The sequence below is a fragment of the Natrinema versiforme genome (genome assembly GCF_005576615.1).
Taxonomy (GTDB): domain Archaea; phylum Halobacteriota; class Halobacteria; order Halobacteriales; family Natrialbaceae; genus Natrinema; species Natrinema versiforme_A.
This window is the reverse complement of sequence record NZ_CP040330.1, coordinates 1,314,016-1,338,924: the sequence shown is the minus strand read 5'-3', so window position 1 is coordinate 1,338,924 and position 24,909 is coordinate 1,314,016. Positions and strand designations below refer to the sequence as shown.

Below are 24,909 nucleotides of genomic sequence, written 5' to 3'. Positions count from 1 at the left end.
GAAATGTGTCTTTCGGTGGATTGTTTGGAACGTATACAAAATCCGTACTCGTCACGGAATCGGCTCGAGCCGTCACAGGTCGACTCGAGGTCTCCTCGGGAGGGCAGCAGACAATCGAGGTCTGAGGCCACCGATTGAGATCGCGGAGGTAATTAGAGAGGATGTGCGGTTATGACGAGCGGACGAGTGGGTCGTACCACTCGCGGTTGTCGCGATACCAGTCAATGAACTTCGAGACACCTTCTCTGATATCGACAGTGGGCTCGTAGCCGAGTACGTCGTTGGCTTTCGAGATGTCGGCGTGCGTGTGTTCGGCGTCGCCCTCGCGGGCCTCGTCGAACTCGAGCTCGAGGCTCGGATCGATCGCGTCGCGGATGACTTCCGCGAGTGTGAGAATGTCGATGTTGTCCGTCGAGCCGACGTTCATGATTTCACCGTCGGCGCTGTCGTCCGTGAGAAGTTGTTCGTTGACCCGGACGATATCTTCGATGTAGGTAAAATCGCGGGTCTGGTTTCCGTCGCCGTAGATCACCGGCGGCTCGCCGTGCAGACACCGAGAGAGCAGGCTCTCTCGAGCCTTCGTTCGCTACGCTCACGAAGACACCAGGAGACGAAGTTCGTCATCGCCATGTTCGGGCGCATCCGCGGGCCGTAGACAGTGAAGTAGCGGAGTGCGACGGTGGGCAGGCCATAAATCTCGTTGTAGACCCGCGCATACTGCTCGCTCGCGAGTTTCGAGACGCCGTAGGGCGAGACCGGATTCGTCGGGTGGGCCTCGTCGTAGGGCAGGTACTCCGGCTTGCCGTACACCGACGAGGAGGAGGCGAGGATGACCCGCTCGAGGTCAGTGTGTCGGGTCGCCGAGGCCAACTGCTATGTTAGGTGACCACATAGACACTCGTAGTTCCGCTGGAGCCATGCGCGACTACGACGATCTCTTCGACGAGACCGCGCCCACGGAGAGCGTCTTCGCCGACAAGCGAGCACTGGATCCGCTGGCCGCCCCCACGGAGGTCCACGCCCGTGAGGGCCAGGAGCGCGCCCTCGCGACCATACTCAACGGTATCCACGACGGCTACCTGCCGCCGACCGTCTCGGTCTACGGCCCGCCGGGCACCGGGAAGACGCTGACGACACGGCGGGTCTGTCGGGAGTTCTCCGCCCGCCACGACAGCGTGGCCGTCGAGTACGTCAACCTGAAGGAGTGTCGGACGCTGTTTAGCGCGGCCAACGAGATCCTGTATGAGCTTACGGGCGAACGAAAGGGTGCCTACGAGGGGTTGGACGGCGTCTTTACGGAGATTTGGGCGGCCCTTGTCGAGTATCCCGAGTGGACGGTGCTCATCCTCGACGAGATCGACCACGTCCGGCACGACACCAACTACGATCCCAGCGAGTTCTTCTATCGGTTGCTCCGCGGCGAGGGGAAACTCGCCCGCGGGATTGCGCTATCGGTCTGGCTGGTGAGCAACGAGTTACTCGAGGTCGATCTCCGCCTGGATAGTCGCGTCGAAAGCGCGATGAGCGACGAGGCCGTGTTCTTCCCGCCGTACGGAGTCGCTGGCCTCGAGGCGCTGCTGGCGCCGCGCCTCGCACGAGCGTTTCACGAGGGCGCCCTACCGGACGCGGTCGTCGAGTACGGCGTGCAGGAGGCCGCCCGGCGGTGGGGCGACGCCCGGAAGGCGCTGACGCTGTTTCGGCAGGCCGGCGAGACCGCGACCGAGCGCGGGCTCACCCAGGTGACCTCTGACTGTCTCGACGCCAACCTGGAGGCGACCGAACGCGAGGCGACGATCGCGAAACTGCTCGAACTTCCGTTCAATCACTTTCTGGTTCTGACCGGGATTACCGGACAGACGGAGAGAACTGAGCGCAACCAGCCCGTGACGACGAGCGAGATTCGAACACTCCTCGATGATGACGCGTATCCTGAGGAGTTCGATCTCGGCGAGCGTGCGATCCGCGACGTGGTCACCGATCTCGAGACGATGGGGCTCGTTGAGACCTGGATCGACGCACGGGGTCGCGACGGTCGCGTGAAACAGATCACGACAACGTTCGAGCCGGCGTGGGTCTCCGAGGCGATCGATCCGTACACGACAGAGTCGGACTACCTGGCGGTCAGAAACGAGCGCTGACCGTCGGTGCCAGTGCCATCGTCCCAGTGCAATACCTATGGGCCTCCAACCCGTATGGTACCGTGCCCCACCCCATCTGATCAATCATGCCATCATCAGAACGCGCTCGGCGCAGACAGCTCTGGGAACGCTACGTGCTGCGAGGGGAACGCCGCGAGGCGGTTGTCCCGGAGATTGCAGCCGAATTCGACGTGGAAGAGGCGACGGTCACCGAGGATATCGCCTTGATTTCCGAGTGGTTGCCACGCCTCGACGAGTTCCGCGATATTCATGGGATTACCCTTCTCCGGGAGCTCCGCGCGAACCGCCAACAACTTCATCAACTCGCGGACCGCGCCCGCGACGACGATGATCTGACGCAGGAACGGAAGATTCGGGAGGAGATCAACCGGTCGATCAACTTCGAGCGGCAACTGCACGAGGGAGATCTCAAGACAGAACTCTCGGCCAGTGACAAGACGGTGGATGAACTCGCAGATTCGCTCTGACTTCTCGCTCAGCCAATCGCTGGAACCGGTACGCCGGCGACGAGTTCGGCGCCATCTGGCTGGACGAGCCCAGCCGCGATGCGGTCGATCTCCACGACCTGCTGGAGATGCTCGGCAGTCGGTTCCGCGGCGTTGTGGGCCCGAGAGTCCAGTGTTGGACGCTAACTGGCAACGGCTACAACGACGCCTGGGCGATCCTCGGCCAGCGCCAGGGTACGGGCGACCCGATCGGCCTCGACCTCGAGGTAGTACGCGCCTCGACGCTCGACAACCCGTATCTCGACGCCGGCACGCGCGGGCGCTCCGCGCGCCAGTTCGGCGGCACCGACCGCGAGGTCCAGGCGCTGCGGGGCGGCGTCGTCGCTGCCCAGGGGTAGGTCTACGACGGGTTCAGCCGTGACACTCCTCATCCTCCACGCTGCGGCCCGCGAGCGCGTCGCCGACAGCTGGCGGGATCCGGCGCTGCTCATGGCGGGCCGATCCCCGTGTCAGTCTCGAGCTCAGCAAGCCGGTGTTCGAACAGTTCATCATCCGGATGCGTTCTCCGAGTCGGAACGCCACCTCGAGGACGTTCGGGTCTGGCTCGACGACACCGCGAAGCCAGGGGGACGATCGACGACGAGCACGACCCCGCCCGGATCGCTACGCTCAACCGTGCCAGCGACGGCGGCGAGGTCGTGACGAAGACCTCGACGAGGGGCTCGTGGCGGTGCGCACCCGCCTCGAGGCCGATGGCAACCTAGACGTGGGCTCCCGCGAGAAGGTAATCATGACGATGGGTGGGGTTCCCGGTGGCACCTACCTCTCGTCGTCCACGGGGGAAAGGCGGCGCGCGGGCGAGCCACCCCGTAGTGAGACAGTCAGTACCGAGACAACGCAATCAGAACAGTCCGCAGTTGGGCTCCTGATCTCGGAGCGGTGTCAAACCCTGATCCGGGAGTTCCTCGGCTACAAGGCCGACCACGTTGACACGGCGGTCGCAGAGGATCACTGCTCGACGCACTGCGCTACGCCTGTATGGGTGTCGCCGGTCGGTAGACGCGTCACTACCGGGCGCGATGGAGGCTGTCGATCACTCGCAGTATGAGTCATGCGGTGTGTTGTTGGCCGCGCCGCCTTCCTCCGCCGGCGCCGGCGAGAACTGCAGCATGGTCTGCCGAGCGCACACCCATCCGGGTGTGGCGCGCGGTGCGGCCCGCAGCCCCTGCCGACCCGTAGTGGCCACAGTCTCAGGCTTCGCGGGGGTCCTCGACGAATTCGTAGAGACCTCCTTTATTCAATCGGCGAATCCAGCCTGCATTAGTGAGGTTTCGGAGGGCATATTCGACCTGCCCCTTTTCTAGATCCGTTTGATCGCGAAAAAATTGTGGGTTTGCGCGTCCCCATGGATCATCGGATTCCCTCCCTTCTTTGAACAATCCGATAATAACCTCCTCTCGCTCGTTCGGTTCATAGCTCTGGTTAACCATTAGTGATGTATCTTGTCTCGCAGAACATAATACTGCACTCTATACTGAACGATCTGTTTAGCAATCATCTAAGCACTTTGCTAAGCAAAATATAAGGCGCTGGCCGAAATAGAACCACATGAGAAGTGCGGGTCGTCACAGAAAGACTGTGGCTCGGTGCTGGCACACCGAACCGTGCTTCTCAGAGGCTCGAGAAGCAATGATAACTACGGATTCCATCACTGAAAGCGATCCGGTTGACGAATTGTGCGATCACGACTGGTGTGACCGTCCGACTGGGGATCGACTCTCCTGTTTCGCGTGCTTCGACGCGGCGCGCCACCCGGAGGGGAGAACCGATGCCCAGTGACGACGCCTGTCGGCACCGGTCGCCGAACGACTGTGCCCCCGACGACGAGACCACGGTCATCGCAACCCCAGAAGCGGTGTTAGCTGGCCATCCCGTTGGACCGTACGCCAATGGCGCCGTCTTCATCAGCTGTGGTGAGGCGCTACACGAGACCGACATCGTGTTCGCGTATGCGTATCGATGTGCCGAGACAACGGACTGGATCGTTTCAAGACTGTATTGCCACGGGTGCGTACCTGAGAGAGTCCGGTCACCGACGCTCGGTGTGACGGAGGTGCTTGTCGGGGGTCGCCTCGGGACGATCACACTGTCGACGGCGCGCAGCCATCGATTGTGTCTGACCGAATTGGCGGTCCGGGCGTTCAGCCCACCGACTGAAGGGTGTCCACCATGAGATCGCCTCGCTTGGGTGTAGTTCGCCGCTCACCGGTGATGGTCCACCGCTTGATACATGGCGAGTAATTACCTTACTCGAACGGCAATCACGCGGCTCCGCGTCTCACCAACAGACGCGAGGCTGCTTGAGAAGACCAGTCGAGCATGGCGCGAGGGCTGTCAACTTGCAGCTGATATCGGCTGGCGGAACGACATATGCGGGAAGCGTCGACTCCAATCGCTCGCGTACGACCGCATCCGTGAGGATACTGGCTTGGGGAGTATGCATGCCACCCTCGCGATCCACCACGCTGCGGATGCGCTCTCCGCCGTTGCAACTCTGGAAGAACACGACCAATCGGTATCGAAACCGGAGTTCACGTCGCCCACTATCAGGTACGAGCCGAAGACCCTCTCGCTATTCGACGATCAGACAGTATCTCTGACCACGGTCGAGCAACGCGTTCGGTGTGAGTTGGTGCTTCCCAGCGACGATGAGGGGTATCAGTGGCAGTTCATCGAGGCCGATGCATGGGAAATCGGCGCATCGACGCTCGTCACGCGTAACGATTCGTACTTTCTCCATCTCGGTTTTCGACGGCCGCGGCCGTCGGTCGAGGAGCGAGAGCCAAAACGCGTTCTCGGGGTCGATCTCGGGATCGAGAACCTCGCTGTGACGTCGACCGCGCGCTTCGAATCGGGTCGTGAGTTCGCACACCGACAACGACAGTTCGAGGCCGTTCGCAGTGGACTACAGAAAACCGGGACCCAATCGGCACACCGCACCCTTGCCGCCATTAGTGGTCGCGAAGCACGCAGTCACCAACAGTCCCTCCACGAAGTCGCGAATGCAATTCTCGAAGAGACAGAGGAGTACGACTGTTCACATATTGTCTTCGAAAACCTTCGTCACATCCAGAATCGGATCTCGGCTGACCGGACGTTCCACCAGTGGGCGCACCGAACGCTCGTCGAGTTCGTTGAGTACCGGGCCGAGGAAGCGGGTATCGAAGTCGTCTTTGTCGATCCCGCGTACACGAGTCAGCGCTGCTGCGAGTGCGGTCACGAGAGTCGAGAGAATCGTGTGTCTCGAGATCACTTCGCCTGTGAGGAATGTGGAATGGAAGCGCACGCGGATTACAACGCGGCGAAGAATATCGGCTGGAAATTCCTCCGTTGCGGGCCACAGTCCTCGCAACGGACGGGCCACGGTCAGCTGGCCCTGAAGTCGGGAACTGTGACGCCGAATCGGGGGTTCATCCCGTACTCCGACTCGGAGGCCGAGGCCGAGAATATCGACAAGTCCGGCTCTGAGTCGGACAGCTGATGTGGAGTCATCGATTCCTATATTTAAACTCTATTTAATGATACTCGAGATACAGATACCAAAGAGTATATCACAATGTCGTGGGACGAGAGTAACCAATGCTTACTGGTTGGCGGTTTCGGATCGGCAGTGTACTCGGCGTGGTTGCGTTGACCGTCGCCTCTGTGACTGCCGCCAACTACACGCTCGCACAGGAATTATTTACGTCCTACGTGCCGCTGTTCAATCGCCTCGAGGTCACTACCCTGACCGGTTTATCGCTGTACTGGACCCTGAGTTTGACTGTTCTCGCCGTTGTCGTATCCCTCCTGCCGCTGTACAAACCCCGTCCACGACGGATTCTAGATACCATCGTCCTGGCACAGAAACGCGTGCTGGTCGCAGGCCTCATGCTCGCAACGTTGGGCTACTTCCAGTGGTCCCACCGACTCCCGAGGGCGACGCTGGTCATGATCGTCGGAATCTTGGCGCTCGTGATCCCTGCTTGGTTTGTCTGGATCCGCCGGCAACCGAGCAGCTCGGACGGACGCACGCTCATCGTCGGCGACGATCTAGCCCAAATCGAACGGATCGCGCCCGCGATTGACGCACCAGTTCTGGGTTATCTTTGCCCGTCGAACGTCGGTTACCATGAATTCAACGAGAACGATATCGCTGGTGACTCGGAAGTGCGAGCCGATGGCGGACTGACCCTCGAGACGGCTAGTGACGCGAGCCTCGAGTCAAAAGGACCAGACGGACTCGCCGGCCTCTCGCGACTCGGAGGCCTCTCGCGACTCGAGGACGCACTCGTCGACCAAGACATCGATACCGTCGTGCTCGCGTTCCGGAACGCCGACCGCGCGGAGTTCTTCGGGGCACTGGACGCCTGTCACGAACACGGCGTCGACACGAAGGTCCACCGAAAGTACGCCAACAGCGTACTGGTCTCCGAGGGCGACATCGGCGAGTTAGTCGACGTAGATCTCGAGCCCTGGGATCCATTGGATCACCTGTTCAAGCGGGTGTTCGACATGGTGTTTGCAACGGCTGCTCTCGTTACACTTGCGCCGCTAATGGCAGTCATTGCGGTTGCAATCAAACTCGACAATCCCGGGTCGATCCTCTATAGTCAAGATCGTACTGCCGTGTTCGGCGAGGAGTTCTCCGTGTACAAGTTCCGCAGCATGGTCGAGAACGCCGAATCCGAGACCGGTGCAAAAATCAGCGACGAGGATGCGGGTGGCGTTGATCCACGCGTAACGCGCGTCGGTCGTATTCTTCGGCAAACGCACCTCGACGAAATTCCCCAGCTGTGGTCGATTCTCGTCGGCAATATGAGTGTCGTTGGACCGCGTCCAGAGCGCCCGGAACTCGACACCAAGATTCAGCGCGACGGGATTGACTGGGAGAAACGCTGGTTCGTGAAGCCGGGGCTGACCGGTCTAGCCCAGATCAACGATATCACTGGACACGCGCCTGCGGCGAAACTTCGGTATGATCTCGAGTACGTCCGTCGGCAGTCGTTCTGGTTCGACGTAAAGATCGTTATCCGTCAAATCTGGAAGATTCTAGTAGATGTTTTGGCTCTTAATTGGTAGATATACTGTTTTCAATATAGCGCCAAATTAGTGCTCTATCAAACGAGGCCGGTAATTATGATAGTTATCTTCTTGGTTCTACTGAACATATTCCGACAAAGACATTAGTACTATTTTTATATCTTGTTCCATCTACGTATGTGGACCGACGAGATTATGATGCCTCCACCTGGATGGTAGAGTAGATTATCATTATGTCAGATTCAGATTCTGAGGGAGCAGATAGGTATGAAAAAATCGATGCTCTTCTCGATGTTGCCCGTTTCAACCCGAGGTTTACTGGATCGATTATTCTGCTTGGTCTGGTCGCAGCAATGTTAGAAGGAGTCGGTCTGAGTTTTATTCTTCCGATTATCGAGATTGTCCAGGTCAACGATCCAACTGCGCAGGCGAGTGGTGTGATGGCTATCTTTGTGACTACATATCAAATGCTTGGAATCCCGTTCACACTTGGCAACGTCGTAGTCGGTGTCTCAGCTGTGATGACAGCCCGCTACACAAGTAGTTTCTTCGTCGACTGGTTTCGGGAGGCTTTGCGAACCTACTACATCCGTGATTTGCAGCTTCGGGCATTCAATAATGCACTTAATGCTCGCGTAGAATACTTTGATGAAGAAGGATCTGACGATATTTTGAATGCAATCGTCACACAAACCTTCTACGCCGGACGAGTGATTATGCGCGTCGTACAATTAATCGAACAAATTTTTCTCTCAATTGTATATCTCACACTTGCATTCATGTTTGCACCCTACCTTACAGTGGTTGCAGCTATTACTCTCGGTGGTCTCACAGTGTTGCTCCGACACGTAATTGAACCAGGGTACAAAACTGGCGATCTTGTTGCTGACGCAAATGAACGTCGACAGGAAACTGCTCAAGCAGGAACGCAAGGGATTCGTGATGTCCGTATCTTTGGTCTCGCCACCGAACTGTACAACGACTTTATCGACGCAGTAAATCAATATACCAGTGCACGAATCAAGCTTCGACGTAACGAAGCAGCACTTAGTCGATTTTATAATCTCGGCGTTTCTGTTTCGGTATTCCTCCTTATTTTCCTCGCACTCACATACGCTAACCTTTCGATCGGTGCAATGGGTGTATTTCTCTTTGCAATGTTTCGACTTGGGCCGAAAGTAAGCGCTGTGAATCAAAAGTTCTACCAAGTCGAGAACGACCTTCCGCATCTGGTTCGAACCCAGCAGTTCATCCGTGAACTGGAAACCAACAAAGAGCCAAACAATTCTACTCACGAGGTCCCGTCTGAGGTTGAATGCGTTGAATTTGACGACGTGTGGTTCTCATATACCGACGACAAGCAGGTACTTCGCGGCATGAATTTCGAGGTTGAAAAAGGCGAATTCATCGGGTTCGTTGGACAGTCGGGGGCAGGCAAGTCAACGATCGTATCTCTTCTCGCCCGGATGTACGAAGTTGACCGAGGGAACATCCGAGCTAACGGAGTACCAATCGACGAGATGAATATCGACGAGTGGCGAGATCGGTTGTCCGTTGTTCGGCAAAACCCGTTTATTTTCAACGACACACTTCGATACAACCTGACCATTGGGAACAGAGAGGTAACTACCTCAGAGCTAGACCGAGTGTGTGAAATCGCAAAAGTCGATGAGTTCTTGGTAGACCTTCCGGACGGGTACGAAACGCAACTAGGTGATGAAGGCGTGCAACTATCTGGTGGTCAAAAACAGCGAGTAGCACTGGCTCGAGCATTGATTGAGGACGCCGATCTATTGATTCTGGACGAGGCGACGAGCGATCTGGATTCAAACCTAGAGAAGCAGGTCCAAGAAGCAGTCGAGGGGATGGACCGCGATTACGCAATCATCACCATCGCACATCGCCTGTCCACAGTCAAGAACGCAGACCGGATCTTTACCGTGGAAGATGGACGAATTACCGAATCCGGTACGCACCAGGAGTTGGTCGATACTGATGGAAAGTATGCGGAGTTGTACGGTCTCCAGTCCAAAAAATGAATATGTTTATGTGCCCAGCAGATACACACCACGTAATTGCTATTTAGAACGATCGAGTACAAATCACAATATTGTCAGATACCCATGAGTGTATTAAAGAAAGTGGTCAAAGCCTATCGAACAGAAGGCCTGAGTACGCTATTGAAGAGAAGTATTGCTCGCGCATCCAATACATTATATCCAAAACCAACGGTGACTAACAACTCGACACCGTTCCCGTTCTGGTTATTGAAATATCCATACAACGCTCTGTTTACCGTTAAACACGGGTCGGGAACGGATATAATGGATGAAGATTGGGACACGCTTATTTTGCTCGATGCCTGTCGATTTGATGATTTTAGTGATATAAATTCTATTTCTGGCGACTTAACTCACAAAATCTCTCAGGGAGTGGATAGTAGACGATTTATAGAAAGAAACTTCGTCGGAAAAGATATACACGACACGGTATACGTAACTGCAAATCCTCATGTGAGATTAGTCGATAATGATATTTTTCATGATGTTATTACAGAACCGATCTCTAATTGGGATTCGGAGATGCAGTGTGTAAGACCAGGTGATGTGACAGCTTCCGCGATTGAGGCTCACGAAAAGTATCCTAACAAACGAATTATCGTTCATTATATGCAACCGCATGATCCTCCCTTGGGACCTACTGCAGAAAAGTTGCGAGAGAAGGCCCAAATTGGGGGTGCTGCACCCAATGAAAGACGATCCCAAGGAAAACGTATAATGGAGTTAGTCGCAACTGGGGAAATTTCCGAAGAAGCAGCACGCGAGGCATATCGAGAGACGCTCGAAATTGTTTTGGAAGATGTCGATACTCTCCTCAAAAATATCGCTGGTAAAGTAGTAATTAGTTCCGACCATGGTGAAATGTTTGGGGAAAGACCCTATCTGCTTTTAGGGAAACTGTACGAACACTACCGCAATCCCAAAACAGTCGAACTGTGCAAAGTACCGTGGTTGATCGTTGAACGGGGTTCGAAGCGACGCAATATAACAGTAGAAAGCCGTACTGAAGCGACTTCAGCGATAGATACTTCTGAGTTAGAAGAACAATTAGAAGCCCTGGGGTACAAGAATTAACGCCATTCTTGAGGGTCGCATTCCGAAAACACATATTTCATAATTAATATGAACCAGAATGTTTTTACTATGAATACACACACCTTATCAAAGACTGCAACTCCGGTTCTTGAGCGTCTGCTACGAAACAGAGTTCTGAATCGCGAAGAACTCGTAGCGGCTCACAACACCTATTATTATACGAATGGCGGTACAGTGTCGATTGATCTACCAGAAAAAAGTGAGACTATCCCCAACAGAATTAAAGAATTTTCCGAAGTACACCATTTTGATACCGCTTTTGTTTCAGTAGTAGAACACGCAGAGCTATTCAGCTCTTGGGGGATTGGTAAAACAGGAACTGATAAAATGATCCTCGAAACAACTTCGAACGGCGATCAAACCACTCAATTATGGAACACTGCACCCCGATTTTGGGAGAAAGTAGCTCGTGATTACGTTCGAGATAAAAAATCTACTCCAATAGAACTATCAGGTACATACTTTCCATTGTTCGGCCGTTGGAATGGATATTTTCACTGGCTATTCGATCACCTGCCAAAATTGGAAGGTGTAGAGCGTTACGAAGAAGAGACTGGAGAATCCGTTACAATCATACTTCCGCCTTCCCCCTCACAGTGGATGAAAGAAAGTCTACGGCACGTGGGATACACTTCAAACAATTGGATTGAATGGGAATGGGAACACGCGTCTACCGAAAAGTTACTCGTCCCCTCTCTTCGTCGTTCTCGAGATATACTCGATCCAACTGCCGTATTCTGGCTTCGCAACCGAGTTTTCAGTAATTCACCTTCCAGTAACTGTGACAATGACGAGTTTTCGCGCAGAATATATGTGTCTCGCCGTGATGCAACAACCAGAAAGGTTATTAATGAGGTAGAACTAATGAATGCAATTCGGAAATATGGATTCGAGCTTTATGTCCCTGGTAAACTCTCTTTCCAGGACCAAGTACAATTATATTCGCAAGCAGACATGGTTGTCGGACCACACGGCTCAAATCTAGCAAATATCGTATTCTCTTCAGATACAGATATTATTGAGTTTTCTTACGAACCAATCGGTTCTGCGTGCTATCACGGAATTTCGGAAATACTCGATATAGATTACAGATTTGTGACTGCTAAGAACAAAGGTGGTGATATACGCGTAGACGTAGAAAAGATCGAGGAAGCAATTATTAATTATTTGAACAATGGATCAGTCTGATATTTAAGATGGTTTTAATATATCGCTAGGACAATTTGCGATTTCAGCTAAATACTCGCGTTTCGAGGATCAACACTACGAAAATACTTATCGACATAGTCATGAAAGTCCGGCAGTGACTCCTCAAAAATTTTGATTTCGCTGTGTTGATTGTCCGCTTCAAAATCAGTCTCTTCCGACCACACGTGATATCCATGTGCGATATAATGTTTCTCGTATCCGATCTCTGAAGTTCTATAGAAATGTTCGAACGTTCCGATAGCCTCGTGGATTTCAACACCAGTCCCCAGTTCCTCGTTTGCAAGACGATGAACGGCCTCTCCTAGTTCTTCACCCTTCTTTACGCGGCCGCCAGGAACGAACCACTCGCCTCTAGCGGGTTCATTGGTCCGCTTACCGAGAACGAAGCCGTCCGGACACTCGACTACAAGATCGACCGAAGGGATCGGCACATTCCTCACAATGGTTTCCCACTCCTCTTCTGGAATCCATTCACTCATGGATTTCGTCCTTGTGCGTCTTATACCACTCGATGGTTTTCCGAAGACCGTCACGGAATTTCGTTGACGCAACCCAATCGAACCGCTCTTTGGCCCTTGAGGTATCGAGTCTCCGTCGTGGCTGACCGTCTGGTTTCGACGTATCCCACTCAACGGTTCCATCAAATCCCGTCTCTGCTACGATCGTCTCAACCAGATCCCGAATGGATATCTCCTCACCGCTTCCGAGGTTCACCGGGTCCGACGAATTGTACTGTTCTGTCGCAGCTAGAATACCTTCCGCTGCGTCTTTCACATAGAGGAATTCTCGAGTCGGATCGCCAGTGCCCCAGGCCGTAATTGAGTGTTCATCGTTCTCTCGAGCTTCAATACATTTACGAATAATCGCGGGAATAACATGCGAGGATTCTAGGTCGAAATCATCTCGTGGTCCGTACAGATTCACTGGAAGCAGATAGATGCTGTTGAAATCCCACTGTTTCCGATACGCTCGCGATTGTGTTAAGAGGGCTTTTTTTGCGATACCATACGGAGCATTCGTCTCCTCAGGATACCCATCGAATAGATCATCCTCGCTAAACGGGACGGGTGTGTGCTTTGGATAGGCACAGATCGTTCCGAGGATCGTGAATTTATCAACGCCATGCTGTCGGGCCTGTTCCATGAGTTCGATACCCATGATAGCGTTATCGTAGAAGTACCGACCCGGATTTTCTTTGTTCGCACCAATGCCCCCGACGGTTGCCGCGAGGTGAATAACGGTGTTAGCATTTGAATCCACGAAGGCACGTTTTATATCGGATTTCTCTCGGAGGTCGTACTCGTCGCTTCGTGGAACAAAAATGTTTACAGAATCGGATCGAGCCGCTAACTCTTCGACGAGGTGGCTGCCTAGAAAGCCGGCACCGCCCGTCACCATTACCGTTCGGCCATCCCAGAACTCCTTCGTTTCATCGCTCATCGCCAGTCCACCCGACCGTACCAGCTCTCGGAGTTATTCGCATACCAATCGATGGTTCGACGGATTCCTTCACGCCACGAAACTTTTGGCTCCCAACCGGTCTCCTCGTAGAGCTTTTCGTACCCGACGAGCAGCTCTTCGACGTCGCTATCGCCAGGACGGAATCGATCCTCATCCTGAACGATCTCGGGGTTATCCCAGTAACCGTGTTCTGAGCCTACCTCGAGGATTGTGTCCGCCCATCTTTGCATTGAGATATTCTCACCGTGTCCGTAGACGTATTGTTCGCCTGCCGACCCACCGAGTGCAACATGCAGATGGCCACTCACGCCATCTGCGACGTAACACATATCGCGCTTTGGAGTTAAGTTACCTAACTCGACAATTTCTCGTTCTAGCGCCTGAGTGATTATTGTGCCAGTGATGTACCGTGGGTTTTGTCGAGGGCCATAATTATTGAACATCCGAGTAGTGACGGTTGGGAGTCCGTAGGCATCGTTGTAATTCATCGTGAGGAAGTCTGCAGCCAACTTCGACGTTGCGTAGATGCTGGTCGGATTAACTGGAGAGCGCTCACTGAGTAGCACTCGGCCGTCTTCTTCGAACTCGTGTTTTCCGATCATCTCCTCTTTTACGTTCCCGTATTCCTCACTCGTTCCAGCCGTATCAAATTTCGCGATGTCGAGATCGAGGTCAACAACGGACTGGAGAAGATTAAGGGTCCCAGTGATGTTCGTGTCCACAGTTTCGTACGGTCGATCCCACGACTCCCCGACGTGAGCTTGTGCAGCAAGATGGAAAATGAGGGTATCGCTGTGTCCTTCGAGTGATCGAAGTGCTTCGTCCACAGAGTGTTTGTCTCGAAGGTCGCCTCTATGGACCGTAATTTCGTCGCGCAGGTATCTAATGTTGTTCAATTCGCCGCTAGATGTCGCCCGTACAAACACGTGCACATCTGCTTCATATTCGATTAATCGATCCACAAGGTGAGATCCAATAAACCCGTCCGCTCCAGTGATGAAAACCGGACGATCTGCAAGCTCTGATCTGAGGTTCATCTATTGACAAAGCTACTGCCAGGCACTATCTATCTGTTGGAATTGAGATGTTCAAATCCCATTACAAAATTTTGACATCTATGGTTAGAGAAGATTACTTAAGTATCCACACAAAATGATCTGCCAAATGGGATCACAAAAACATAAAATTTCGGATGTATCTTTATTCATCATTTCTATACTTCTGCAATTAGGGGTCGCAATTCATGTTCTAGATATTATGAATTACCAAATAAATCTATATTGGATTGCAACCCCATTTATTTTCACTATTTTCCTGCTCATAAACCATGATCGTATGACTATTTATAGGAATTCGATAAGATTTGTTTATGCATATATAATATTAATACTTTCTATATTTATATTCAATATTTCTTATCTACCGTTTGATGAAATGTTGAAGCAAATTTTGGCGATTTGCATAGGAATAATATCGATTGCATCAATCACAAGCACTACTTCCAATCAATTCTTTAAATATCTAGTGATTACCGGTATTCCGATAATTAGTGCCGATCTATTAGCACATTTAGGTATAATTCCAATCGCTAGTGAATCAGCAGTACTATTTCCGGGGTTTTCTCAGGGAGGCATAGGTATTAATACACTATTTGGAACACACGGTATTATAGTATCTACAACAGTGATTAGCGGCATTAGTATGTGGAGAGACATTGACCGGGACGACATACGCTTAGTACTATCATTTGTGATCTGCGGTGGTATCGTTAGTATCTTTGCGTCACAGTCTCGAAGTAGTGTCATTGCTCTTTTTGCTGGATTCTGTATTCTCGGGTGGTATAAATTTCGGAATAATAGATTATTTAAACCGACCATTATTATAATAACATTAATATCGATATTTGGTGTATTTTGGTTAGTAAGTCTTCGATTCCAGTCCGTTATAGGCCGACTTGACCAGGTTTCTATTGCAATGAATATACTTTTTAAAAATCCAGTACAGGGAATCGGATGGGACCAATTTATGATGTATTCTCCCCATCCACTTCATTTTACTCCATTAATTTACTTCACCTCTAGTGGGATTGTGGCCGGATCTATATTCTTAACCATATTTATTTACCCACTTATTATTGGCTTTCGAGTAGTCCAAAACTCGCCAAATGCCAATATTCGGCCAATAATAGTTCTCATTTCGTTATACGTAGTTGTACTTATTGAGATATCTCTCTACCCCGCAACTCCCAGTGTTCACCAAGTTGTCCTAGGTGCAATCTTATGTGCAGTGTCCGATAAAACCACAGCAAAAAATTATATGAATAGTTAATACATTTAGTTAGGATTTGGAAAGTCCTCACTCAGCATAGAACGTTCTCAACAAGTCATCTGATAATAGGTATTTGTCTGGCTGATAGCGGACGCGACACGACTGACATCTACGAGATCAGCTCTCGTGAGACCACTAGAACACTCCTCGTTCTGAGGACGGGTCACCGTTGCGAGATTAGTTGTATGATAAATCAAAGCTACTTCTTGATATTGCGCTATTTGATCGACATAGCACTGATCCGGCAGCTATATTTCTCCAGAACTTTGCGAGAAACACAATCTTTCAGATAACGACCATTATACACCTCTAATCGGGATCCGAAATATATACTATACTCCCTCAATAAGACTTCTTCTGAGGATGAAGCAAAATTCTATGCGACCAAACATCGGATTACTTAATCTATCATCTCATGAAAATTATCTTCTTGATCTCTGTAAAATTACTGCTGAAATAGCTAACGTTACAGTTTTCACTACAGAAGGGATTTGCAAACGAATAATCGGCAAGACTTCTACTCTCCAAAATGATATTAATTGGGTTACAAAAAAAGACCATGAAACGGATCATTCCTTCCTATCGCGCATACAGTCCCAAGAGATGGTTAATCTTGATTCACTAATATCATTCCCGTTCTATGGAACTATATTCGACTATCTGCAATACGATAACTTTAACCCAAATTGCCAATTCATTCTTTTCGCATACGATTTAAATGGATGGATTGGTAGAGAAATCGGACTCACTCCAAAAATATATAATTATCTAAAATACCCCATAAAACAAAAATTCCTAAAAAAAATAGATCTATTGTTAGTGGAATTTGAGCCAATAATGGTATATGCTAGAAATCACTTCCATGAAACTACTGTCGAGACGTTCACATCAGTCATACATAAAAATAATATTAAAGAAAGTTCCGAGCTTAGCCAAGCCCATGATCAAGAAAGCCCGATTACAATAACCGTACCAGGTTTGATAGACGAAAGCCGACGAGAATATGAGACTATTCTTAGAGCGCTAGAAAGTCTATCCAATATTGGTATGAATGATATTGAATTCGTATTATTAGGTCAACCAGTTGGTGACTATGGCGAAAGTATCATTAGAAGAGCTAAAAAATTTGAAGGTCCGAGGATGAAGGTAGTTAGTTTCCATAATTGGATACCTGAGAAAGAATTCTCACACTATATTGAAAAGAGCAACCTTCTTATTAGCCCTCTACGAAGAACTAGAAAATCAGATGGGTTTGTTGAACACTATGGTCAAAGCAAGGGGTCTGGTGCTATTTCAGATGCAATCCGCAATGCGACACCATTATTACTTCCAGAATGGTATGAAGTTCCCGATCGGCTAATGCCTGGTATCAATACATTCAAGTCAGATAATGATCTATCCCGTATTGTTTCCAAGTTTATAAAAGATAATAAGATACGTCAAAATTTAAAAGAAGGGGCAAAGGAAGCTGCCAGTGAATATACTAGAACTAAGCAAAAGAAAAGACTGCACGAGATTATACAATTATAATATAATTCCAATACTGTTATTAAATATTAAAAATATCGCTCCAGTTTGGAAATAATCGGAAAGTTGAAGACCACTAATCGGAAAGGCCTACACAATTCATGCATATTACTATCGTCATGTTAGTTGACATTTCTGGAGAATCTGGACAAAACTTATATTCTCGTCAGATCGCTAACGCACTATCTAGAATTGATGGTGTTCAGTTGACCATTATTTGCCCAACACCGTCTAACGATCCCCCGGAAGTTCTATCATCAGACAACGTAACTCCAGAATACATAACTGAAAAGAGGCGACGGGATCCAGCGTGGCATATTAGTGCCCAACCAGAAATACTACGAAAATTAAGAAAAATACAAAAGAACAACAACATTGATGGGATCGTTTGTTCATTGAAAGTCAGTTTACTAACTCCACCATTTTATTCATATTCGAATGATATTCCCCAAATACTATTAGTTGAGGGATTGATGGAAAAAACAATCTCAAGGATGTCACCGTTTATTGGTGCATCTCTCTTAGCAAGGATAATAGCAACAATAAATGCGAAGAACAGCACGTATACTTTCGCGGCATATGAAGAAGCAAAAGAGTGGATACAATCTCGAGGAAATATCGCAGATGACTCAATAGAGATATTCCACCATGGAGTAGATACAAATCAGTTCAGTCCGGTACCACGATCTGCCGCCAGAGAAAGAATTCACGAACCTATTGACGATGAGGATTTTGTTATAACATTTGTTGGCAGCTTCAAACAGTATCACTGTCTCGAACCACTACTAGAAGCAATTGACCGCTTAGATGAAGATGTTAAATTATTATTGGTAGGAGATGGCCCTATGCTAGATAAAACTAAGTCACTCGCTCATGATTTGAATATAGATTCGTATTTCCCAGGATTCATTGATCATAATCAAGTGAATATATATATTTCGGCGAGTGATCTCGCATATGGTGTTATTGATCCAGATCATTGGGGTAGCCCTATGAAAGTATTTGAGTATTTAAGCTGTGGAGTTCCAGTTATTGCAACAAAATCCACTGAACTGGAATTCATCGGAACACATGACCTAGGTGAATTGATAAATGATTCTTCGCCAGATAGCATTCGATCGGCGATCGAGGTATTAATTGATCTGCCTATCGAAGAGCGGAACCAGATGGGGAACAGAGGTCGAGAATATAGTATTGAAAACCGAACATGGGATACGTTAGCGGAAAACATAGTCAAAAAGATAGGAGAATACCATGACTGATACAATAGTTATAGGTCTAGATGGAGCTACCTGGAATGTTCTGCAACCATTAATTCGTGATGGGGCTCTTCCCAATATAAAGCAAGTTATTTCATCCGGAAGTTCCGGAGACTTAGAGAGCACGTTCCCGCCTATCACTGCCCCTGCATGGCTCTCTATGGCGACAGGACAGAATCCGGGAAAAACCGGCGTTTTCTACTTCCTCAATCGTGAAAGTCCAGACTCGTTCGAGTTCGAAACACTGGGGTCGGACAAATTCCATGGGCAGAGCTTCTGGGACATTTTATCAGCTCACGATCAGTCAGTAGGTATCTTCAATTACCCAATGCTGTATCCGCCGTACGAAACAAACGGATTCATGGTTAGTGGCCTGGGATCGGAAGCAGATGAAACAATTACGTATCCTGAATCACTCGGTTCGGAACTCGATGATGTGACTGACGGCTATCGAGTAAAAGTTCCGTATGCTGATCCGAAATACCAGGGTTATCCCGAAAAGTTGGAATCCGACCTGTTAGATATCATCGGGAAGCGTGAAACCGCGATCGAGTACTTAATCTCCGAAAAAGATCCCGACCACTTCTTCGGAATTATAAGCGCTACTGATTGGGCACAGCACTACTTCTGGCGCTACGCTGACGAAGACCACGTTCTGTACGATTCGACAGCTGGTCACGAAGAAATGTTGGAACGAATCTGGATGCGAGTCGATGAGGCAGTTGGCACGGTAGCAGACATCGCTCGTGCTGAAGACGCCGACCTCGTCATCGTCTCGGACCATGGATTCGGCCCTATTAACAAAACGTTCCATTCGAACGAGTGGCTCGAGCAAGAGGGATACCTGAATCGCACAGAACAGTCGCTTACCGATCAAGTCCGGACCACGTATTTCCCGTATCTTCGTCGAATCGGTGAATCAGTCGTTAGTCTGGTTCCCCAATTAAATGACTTGGCAAAATCGGTCGGTAAGTCAGTCCGGAAAACGCCTGGCGAAGACATCGATTTCGAGAGCAGCATTGCCTTCGCCCCGAGGCAAAATCTCACTAGCGGGATGATTTATCTCCTTTCCGATGATCCGGAAGACAAACAGGAAATTATCGATGGATTAGAATCGCTCGTGACACTCGAAGACGGGCCAAGTGAAATCGATATTTACGAGCCGGACGGTGTCTACCATGGTCCAAAAACAGATCTTGCTCCTGATCTCATGATCGAAATCGACGATTTTGAATGTGCCGTCGATCCTCGTCCAAAGGCAAGCGGGCAAATCTTCTCTGATGGCCCACCATCGAAAGCTCGTAGCGGTGGACACAATCGTGAGGGAATCATCATCGCCTCCGGACCATCGATCGATTCTGGAACGGAAATCGAGGGGCAGATCTACGATGTGGCACCGACTTTACTTTCTCTCCATGGAGCGCCGATTCCGAAGGAAATGGACGGCGAAGTTCGAACAGAATTACTAATCGAGACGGATGTAGACGGAGTCATACCGTCGAAGCACCCCATTTCGGACCTCGTTGACAGTGATACCGGGGTTGGACGAGAAGACGATGACGCTGTTCAACAGCGTCTAGAAGATCTTGGATATATCTGATATTGTGTATTGAAACGTGCTACTGAGTAAATTCAATCTAATCTATCAACAATCTAGATAAATTTGATAAAGGCGAACGATAATACCTATATGAGCGATAGCCGTGAATCGGACCAATGGACTCGATCAGTCGGTGGAACGAAGCACAAGAAGTGGAGACGGATTATCACCAAGAAATATCATACGGACAACTAGATTGGCTGGCTGATAGATTTGATCTCTCTCCGGATAATCTGTTCGGACAGAAATCTGTATTAGAAGTCGGATGTGGTACTGGAGGTCTCGTTTATTCTATAGAAGAACACGTGCCGGATGCGGGTACAATAATCGGCCTCGATCCGATCTTAGGCAAAGTTTCAAATCCCCGCCTCTCTGGAGAACCGGTCATTCAAGGTGCTGGTGAGTCTCTTCCCTTCGATGACGATTTCTTTGATGTCGCTGCAAATATAAATGTGCTTGACCATACTGTTCAGCCCTCCACGGTTTTAGCGGAAATTGCTAGAGTGTTAAAGCCTGGAGGGACGTTTCTATTCAAAATAAATACGTATTCACTACCGGAATACATCAGAAATAGAATACAGTATATAGATCGCCCTCATCCCCACCATTTTTCTCCGTCGGAGATTCGTGATATGTTGCTAAACCAAGGCTTTCATATCGAGCACGAGTCGATCGAATCACGTAAATTATTTACTCGGAATGTTAGCGACTGGAGTATAAAATGGATTGCATCCACGCTCTTCTTCCGATTTCAAACGATGTATATTAGATGTGGTTTATAATATGGCCGCTTATTTTGATACTGTATCACTCGGCAGTTGAAAATGAGTTCATCCCCATCGTCCCTGCCGAGTTCGGATTCCCACTTCCCGCATTGGGAGGCGCTCGATTTCACCGTTCTCTGCAAGTTCGCTAGCCATGGCTAACACACGTTCGAACCGTTCCATGTCCTTTGACGAGGCGTGTCCGAGATTGAAAGGGTGAAACCACAGATGGAACACGCCACCCGTCTGAGCGGCGCGCTGTAGCCCCTTTTTCGCTCGAGCGACGCTGCTTCCGGTAGGCGCGTATTGCCAGCCGCCGTGGCTCGGGCGGAATATCTGTGATCCGGGTAGTTCTACGAGACCGTCGTTCAGCGTTGGCTCTACGATTGGTGGTGTTCGTTGCGTCGCCTCGTCGAGGAACCTGAGTGGCGGTTTCGCCGTATCAGGAACTAACGATCGCTCGTACCAGCGTGCGTCTACTTCTCGATAGGTTCGGATCCCGTTATCACGGAGTACGTCGACGTGGCCGATATCGTTTCGCGGGTAGACGAACGTTTCTGGCTCCTCGCCATGTTCTCGGAGTGTTTTGATGGCGATCTCGAGTTCTTCCTCGGCGTTTCGTCTCGAACACCCGTTCGCTCCGAGAGGCATATGTGTCGCTCCGTGGAGGCCGATTTCTTGGTCCGTTTGGCAGGCCTGTAGCCGATCGACGATCCACGGAGCGTACCACAACCCCTCGTCGAGTCCGCTCGAACACGGCATTTCGGCGAACCAGTCGTCGATCCACGGGAAATCCGGCAGGGTCCGGTCTGCGTGTCCCCGTCCGTGCCGACAGTCCACGAGGAGGTGCGAGACGAGCGCCCACGTCGCCGGAATCTGGTACTCGTCGAACAGCTCACAGAGCCGTTCGATGATGTCCGGCGTCGCCCGGTACGCTGTCTTATGTGCTTCGAGCCGTCCGACGTCGAACGTTCCCCAGGCGAGTTCGGTGTCGAGCGAGAGGGTAAATACGCCGGTCGTGTCGGTCATTCCATGTAGCCCAGATCTTCGAGTCGGCTGGTCACATCACGGTCGACGGATTCCCTCGTCGAATCGTCGGCAACCTCTGAGTCATTCCGTGATACCGCTCGGTTCCTCGGTTCCGACTCGGAGGAGAATAGTTCGAGTCGGACCTGCCCGTCCATGTATTCAGGAACGTCAGTTCGATGAAGGTGGAGGAGTGTCGGCGCGATATCGAGAATGTGCATATCTCGGATTTCGGTCTCTTCGTCGATATCGGGACCGTATCCGATGAACATCCCTGTGTCCTTATTTTCGCCGTGCCACTTGCTCGGCGAGCCGAATACGGAATCGCTCCCGATTTTCCCCTCGATATGGACGCCGGGAGCTTGATCGAGAATTATGTCAGGCCCCTTTTCTACATGTGATCCATCGTAAACGTCCTCACCCGGTAGAACTCGGTCGAATACCGGGCTCCCTGCTCTGTCAGTGAGACCGTCGAGATCTGAAATCAGTTCGTCCATGATTCGCTCCCTCTCATCGAGATCATCAGATAAGACGTACACTGGACCCTGTCCACTCGCAACCGCCTTTGAACGGTCCCAGTCGATAACCTCTTCTTTGCCGCTCTTATCGACTGATCCTTCCGAATCAGGAAGCGCCATCTGGATCCGTTTCGGGAGCAACCGGCGGGCCCACCACTCCACTCCTAACATTGCTAATACTGGGCGGACATGTTCCTGCGTAATTCCGATCCGATGGAGATAGTCGCTTATGCTCGACTCGGTGTAAAGATAGCCGTTCTGTTCGAGCCACGTGTTAATTCGAAACGTCGTTTTGATTTCGTTGGAGCCGTGATCGGACATCACGAAGAAGTTGTCTAGCTCATCGCTCGACAGAATGTGGCCGACTCGTTCGTCGATCTTCTCCCACGCTCGTTTTACGACATCCATGTCCCAGTAGAAGTGCTGGAGAACGTTTAGGTAGAACACAGTCATGTGAATAATCTCGTATTCTCCGCTCTCGAGTTCGTCCTCAAGCACGTCGAATCGTGAGTCAATCAAATCGTAGATCTCCTCAACGCAGGCGTTATCCGGATCGTCGCCGGATAGAAGAGCCATTTTTTCTGGATGGACAGAGTAGTCGTACTGCACCTTGAGTTTCGATTCCAGCGATTCAGGATACGTATAGCCGGTTTGGTCTGCTCCAGGCCCGCCCGCAATATGTATGCCATCCGTCTCGGATGGTGGATACGACGTTGGCAGATTGATGACTGCAGCGGTCTCATCGAGAAGTTGCCAGTAATGGGTCCCGTCGAAGTCTTCGGCAGCGCTCCTGTTCTCGATCTTGCAATCGTCTCTATCGATAGATTCCCACCAAAACACACCCAACTTTCCTGGATTGGTGCCGGTAGCGTAACACTGCCAGTTCGGGCAGGTGACTGGAGGGAGACAACTCTGCATATCTTCAGCAACGCCGTCTCGCGTCAATGTAGCAAACGTAGGAAGAGAACCATCGTCGATCCACGGTTGGATCAGCTCGAAGCATCCCCCGTCTAATCCGAGGACAACCGTCGTCATTTGCTGGGGATCATCTCTCAATGGTTATATTCTCTGTGTCTTTCTCATCATAGTCTTTCCGCACGTTCCCGGCGTGAACGGTATTTTTATTCCAGATACCCTGTACTGTCTCATGATTCTGTAATAAGCTCATCGTACAGGTGGTCGATCGCTTCGAGCATAGCATCAACAGAAAACGCCTCAGCCCGCTCGAGTCCCCGAGCACCCATCCGTTCCATCTCCTCATGATCAGCTAACAGCGTGGTCAGCCGATCAGCGAGAGCATCGGCATCCCCTGTCGGAATCAGATAACCGGACTCACCCTCGGCGACCTGTTCCGGAATTCCTGCAATATCGGTTGCAACCACCGGTAACCCACTGGCCATCGCTTCCGTAATCACGCGCGGTGTCCCTTCTCGATACGACGGCAGGACGAGCACGTCACTCGCAGCTAGCACGTTCGGAACGTCGTCGCGGTAGCCCAGCAGAGACACGCGATCGGAGAGTCCTCGATCGGCGATTTCCTCCTCGAGATCGTTGAACAACGGCCCCTGCCCCACGAAGTAGACGGAGACATCGGTCTCGAGCGACGCCACAGCCTCGAGCATGAGATCGAATCCTTTCCCCTCGGCGAGGCGTCCGATCATGACGATCCGCGGGCGAGTCCCGGGAAGGTCCATTGCAGGCTCGGCATCTCGAAACGCCTCGAGGTCAACGCTGCTGTAGATCGTAGTGTACTGGTCTGCAGTACCGATCCCGCGCTCGAGATACTCGTCGGCGATCACGTCGGCGTTGGTGACGATGCGATCGGTGGACTTTGCAGCCGCGCGCTCGCAGGCGAGGACGAACTGGTTGAGCGCAGCGCTCCGATCGTCGGCGAACGGCACTCCGTGCACGGTGTGAACGACATGTGGAACGCCAGCCAAAGCAGCCGCGAAGCGTCCGATAATGCCGGCCTCAGTGCTGTGCGTGTGGACGATATCGAAGTCGTTCCGTCGCAGGTACACCGCGAGCGAAGCGACGGCAGGCAGCGTCGTCACTGGATTGTAGTGGCGAATTAGCGGAAACTGCCTCGTTTCGACACCGGCACTTTCGAGTCGGTTGACCTGATCCTGATCGACAGCAGCACCGTAACCGACGGTGAACTCGTAGTCCTCGAGGCCGAGCACTGTCGCCATCGTCTTGGCCTCTGCACCGCCCTTGAGCAAGCGCGTGATGAGATGGAAGACGCGAGGCCGAGAGTCAGTCATCGAGAGATCACACTCGTGGCAAGACACCTCGAGAACTTAAGACTCGTTTTCCGCAATTGGTGTGAGGCGATGTCGTGATCTCGTAGTTGACTGCTGGGAAAGGTCGATTTT

General features: G+C 50.9%; 20 protein-coding genes and 1 pseudogene. 13 read left to right on the top strand and 8 right to left on the bottom strand.

The features are described 5' to 3' along the window. Positions 1 to 169: 169 nt before the first annotated feature. A pseudogene (locus FEJ81_RS06545) lies at positions 170 to 855 on the bottom strand (GDP-mannose 4,6-dehydratase); the annotation flags it as partial. Positions 856 to 917: 62 nt separating this feature from the next. Here FEJ81_RS06545 and FEJ81_RS06540 point away from each other — a divergent pair. From FEJ81_RS06540 to FEJ81_RS06530, 3 genes are all read left to right on the top strand, one after another. Beyond that, a complete protein-coding gene (locus FEJ81_RS06540; protein ID WP_138244526.1) occupies positions 918 to 2,138 on the top strand; it encodes a Cdc6/Cdc18 family protein in 1,221 nt (406 codons plus the stop codon). 134 nt (positions 2,139 to 2,272) lie between these two features. Continuing rightward, positions 2,273 to 2,626: a hypothetical protein gene (locus FEJ81_RS06535; protein WP_138244525.1), complete on the top strand. Its 354-nt coding sequence runs from the start codon at positions 2,273 to 2,275 to the stop codon at positions 2,624 to 2,626. 134 nt (positions 2,627 to 2,760) lie between these two features. Continuing rightward, positions 2,761 to 3,003, top strand: a complete 243-nt coding sequence (locus FEJ81_RS06530) for a hypothetical protein (protein ID WP_138244524.1) — start codon at positions 2,761 to 2,763, stop codon at positions 3,001 to 3,003. An 852-nt stretch (positions 3,004 to 3,855) separates the two neighbouring features. Here FEJ81_RS06530 and FEJ81_RS06525 read toward each other — a convergent pair. Beyond that, complete coding sequence (locus FEJ81_RS06525) at positions 3,856 to 4,095, bottom strand: MarR family transcriptional regulator (protein WP_138244523.1); 240 nt, start codon at positions 4,093 to 4,095, stop codon at positions 3,856 to 3,858. Between the two features lie 800 nt (positions 4,096 to 4,895). Here FEJ81_RS06525 and FEJ81_RS06515 point away from each other — a divergent pair. From FEJ81_RS06515 to FEJ81_RS06495, 5 genes are all read left to right on the top strand, one after another. Next, complete coding sequence (locus FEJ81_RS06515) at positions 4,896 to 6,146, top strand: RNA-guided endonuclease InsQ/TnpB family protein (RefSeq protein ID WP_138244521.1); 1,251 nt, start codon at positions 4,896 to 4,898, stop codon at positions 6,144 to 6,146. Between the two features lie 98 nt (positions 6,147 to 6,244). After that, positions 6,245 to 7,726: a sugar transferase gene (locus tag FEJ81_RS06510; protein ID WP_138244520.1), complete on the top strand. Its 1,482-nt coding sequence runs from the start codon at positions 6,245 to 6,247 to the stop codon at positions 7,724 to 7,726. Positions 7,727 to 7,920: 194 nt separating this feature from the next. Next, the gene (locus FEJ81_RS06505; RefSeq protein WP_138244519.1) at positions 7,921 to 9,726 is read left to right on the top strand and encodes an ABC transporter ATP-binding protein; all 1,806 of its coding nucleotides are present in this window, start codon (positions 7,921 to 7,923) and stop codon (positions 9,724 to 9,726) included. Positions 9,727 to 9,810: 84 nt separating this feature from the next. Beyond that, on the top strand, positions 9,811 to 10,821 hold the full coding sequence (locus tag FEJ81_RS06500; RefSeq protein ID WP_138244518.1) for an alkaline phosphatase family protein: 1,011 nt from the start codon (positions 9,811 to 9,813) through the stop codon (positions 10,819 to 10,821). A 69-nt stretch (positions 10,822 to 10,890) separates the two neighbouring features. Then, positions 10,891 to 12,030 (top strand): glycosyltransferase family 61 protein, encoded by a 1,140-nt coding sequence (locus FEJ81_RS06495; RefSeq protein WP_175416370.1) that lies wholly within the window; start codon positions 10,891 to 10,893, stop codon positions 12,028 to 12,030. Positions 12,031 to 12,077: 47 nt separating this feature from the next. Here FEJ81_RS06495 and FEJ81_RS06490 read toward each other — a convergent pair whose 3' ends face one another. The 3 genes from FEJ81_RS06490 to FEJ81_RS06480 are packed head-to-tail and all read right to left on the bottom strand — an operon-like array spanning position 12,078 to position 14,549. Next, positions 12,078 to 12,530, bottom strand: a complete 453-nt coding sequence (locus tag FEJ81_RS06490) for an NUDIX domain-containing protein (protein WP_138244516.1) — start codon at positions 12,528 to 12,530, stop codon at positions 12,078 to 12,080. Beyond that, a complete protein-coding gene (locus FEJ81_RS06485) occupies positions 12,523 to 13,491 on the bottom strand; it encodes a GDP-L-fucose synthase family protein (RefSeq protein ID WP_175416369.1) in 969 nt (322 codons plus the stop codon). Before FEJ81_RS06485 ends, FEJ81_RS06490 begins: the two co-directional genes overlap by 8 nt. Beyond that, complete coding sequence (locus tag FEJ81_RS06480) at positions 13,488 to 14,549, bottom strand: GDP-mannose 4,6-dehydratase (protein WP_138244514.1); 1,062 nt, start codon at positions 14,547 to 14,549, stop codon at positions 13,488 to 13,490. Before FEJ81_RS06480 ends, FEJ81_RS06485 begins: the two co-directional genes overlap by 4 nt. A gap of 127 nt (positions 14,550 to 14,676) precedes the next feature. On the opposite strand from FEJ81_RS06480, the gene FEJ81_RS23630 reads away from it, so the two are divergent. The 5 genes from FEJ81_RS23630 to FEJ81_RS06455 all read left to right on the top strand — a co-directional run bounded on the left by FEJ81_RS23630 (position 14,677) and on the right by FEJ81_RS06455 (position 21,008). Then, a complete protein-coding gene (locus FEJ81_RS23630; protein ID WP_138244513.1) occupies positions 14,677 to 15,840 on the top strand; it encodes an O-antigen ligase family protein in 1,164 nt (387 codons plus the stop codon). Positions 15,841 to 16,218: 378 nt separating this feature from the next. Continuing rightward, positions 16,219 to 17,370: a glycosyltransferase family protein gene (locus FEJ81_RS06470; RefSeq protein WP_138244512.1), complete on the top strand. Its 1,152-nt coding sequence runs from the start codon at positions 16,219 to 16,221 to the stop codon at positions 17,368 to 17,370. A gap of 116 nt (positions 17,371 to 17,486) precedes the next feature. Beyond that, entirely contained in the window at positions 17,487 to 18,629 is a 1,143-nt protein-coding gene (locus tag FEJ81_RS06465) for a glycosyltransferase family 4 protein (RefSeq protein ID WP_175416368.1), read from the top strand. Then, entirely contained in the window at positions 18,622 to 20,226 is a 1,605-nt protein-coding gene (locus tag FEJ81_RS06460) for an alkaline phosphatase family protein (protein ID WP_138244510.1), read from the top strand. The genes FEJ81_RS06465 and FEJ81_RS06460 overlap by 8 nt, the downstream gene beginning before the upstream one ends. Positions 20,227 to 20,342: 116 nt before the next feature. Further along, positions 20,343 to 21,008 carry a class I SAM-dependent methyltransferase gene (locus FEJ81_RS06455; RefSeq protein ID WP_138244509.1) on the top strand — a complete coding sequence of 222 codons (666 nt, stop codon included), beginning with the start codon at positions 20,343 to 20,345 and terminating at the stop codon, positions 21,006 to 21,008. Between the two features lie 48 nt (positions 21,009 to 21,056). Here FEJ81_RS06455 and FEJ81_RS06450 read toward each other — a convergent pair whose 3' ends face one another. From FEJ81_RS06450 to FEJ81_RS06440, 3 genes are all read right to left on the bottom strand, one after another. After that, the gene (locus tag FEJ81_RS06450; protein WP_138244508.1) at positions 21,057 to 22,019 is read right to left on the bottom strand and encodes a polysaccharide deacetylase family protein; all 963 of its coding nucleotides are present in this window, start codon (positions 22,017 to 22,019) and stop codon (positions 21,057 to 21,059) included. Then, positions 22,016 to 23,569: an alkaline phosphatase family protein gene (locus FEJ81_RS06445; protein ID WP_138244507.1), complete on the bottom strand. Its 1,554-nt coding sequence runs from the start codon at positions 23,567 to 23,569 to the stop codon at positions 22,016 to 22,018. Before FEJ81_RS06445 ends, FEJ81_RS06450 begins: the two co-directional genes overlap by 4 nt. Positions 23,570 to 23,679: 110 nt before the next feature. Next, positions 23,680 to 24,798: a glycosyltransferase family 4 protein gene (locus tag FEJ81_RS06440; protein ID WP_138244506.1), complete on the bottom strand. Its 1,119-nt coding sequence runs from the start codon at positions 24,796 to 24,798 to the stop codon at positions 23,680 to 23,682. Between the last annotated feature and the right edge of the window lie 111 nt (positions 24,799 to 24,909).

Coding starts and splice junctions, on each gene's coding strand:
- FEJ81_RS06500 (WP_138244518.1), top strand. CDS start 9,811: ATGAGTGTATTAAAGAAAGTGGTCAAAGCCTATCGAACAGAAGGCCTG.
- FEJ81_RS06510 (WP_138244520.1), top strand. CDS start 6,245: ATGCTTACTGGTTGGCGGTTTCGGATCGGCAGTGTACTCGGCGTGGTT.
- FEJ81_RS23630 (WP_138244513.1), top strand. CDS start 14,677: ATGGGATCACAAAAACATAAAATTTCGGATGTATCTTTATTCATCATT.
- FEJ81_RS06515 (WP_138244521.1), top strand. CDS start 4,896: ATGGCGAGTAATTACCTTACTCGAACGGCAATCACGCGGCTCCGCGTC.
- FEJ81_RS06540 (WP_138244526.1), top strand. CDS start 918: ATGCGCGACTACGACGATCTCTTCGACGAGACCGCGCCCACGGAGAGC.
- FEJ81_RS06525 (WP_138244523.1), bottom strand. CDS start 4,095: ATGGTTAACCAGAGCTATGAACCGAACGAGCGAGAGGAGGTTATTATC.
- FEJ81_RS06480 (WP_138244514.1), bottom strand. CDS start 14,549: ATGAACCTCAGATCAGAGCTTGCAGATCGTCCGGTTTTCATCACTGGA.
- FEJ81_RS06470 (WP_138244512.1), top strand. CDS start 16,219: ATGCGACCAAACATCGGATTACTTAATCTATCATCTCATGAAAATTAT.
- FEJ81_RS06450 (WP_138244508.1), bottom strand. CDS start 22,019: ATGACCGACACGACCGGCGTATTTACCCTCTCGCTCGACACCGAACTC.
- FEJ81_RS06460 (WP_138244510.1), top strand. CDS start 18,622: ATGACTGATACAATAGTTATAGGTCTAGATGGAGCTACCTGGAATGTT.
- FEJ81_RS06490 (WP_138244516.1), bottom strand. CDS start 12,530: ATGAGTGAATGGATTCCAGAAGAGGAGTGGGAAACCATTGTGAGGAAT.
- FEJ81_RS06445 (WP_138244507.1), bottom strand. CDS start 23,569: ATGACGACGGTTGTCCTCGGATTAGACGGGGGATGCTTCGAGCTGATC.
- FEJ81_RS06495 (WP_175416370.1), top strand. CDS start 10,891: ATGAATACACACACCTTATCAAAGACTGCAACTCCGGTTCTTGAGCGT.
- FEJ81_RS06440 (WP_138244506.1), bottom strand. CDS start 24,798: ATGACTGACTCTCGGCCTCGCGTCTTCCATCTCATCACGCGCTTGCTC.
- FEJ81_RS06465 (WP_175416368.1), top strand. CDS start 17,487: ATGTTAGTTGACATTTCTGGAGAATCTGGACAAAACTTATATTCTCGT.
- FEJ81_RS06455 (WP_138244509.1), top strand. CDS start 20,343: ATGGACTCGATCAGTCGGTGGAACGAAGCACAAGAAGTGGAGACGGAT.
- FEJ81_RS06485 (WP_175416369.1), bottom strand. CDS start 13,491: ATGAGCGATGAAACGAAGGAGTTCTGGGATGGCCGAACGGTAATGGTG.
- FEJ81_RS06505 (WP_138244519.1), top strand. CDS start 7,921: ATGTCAGATTCAGATTCTGAGGGAGCAGATAGGTATGAAAAAATCGAT.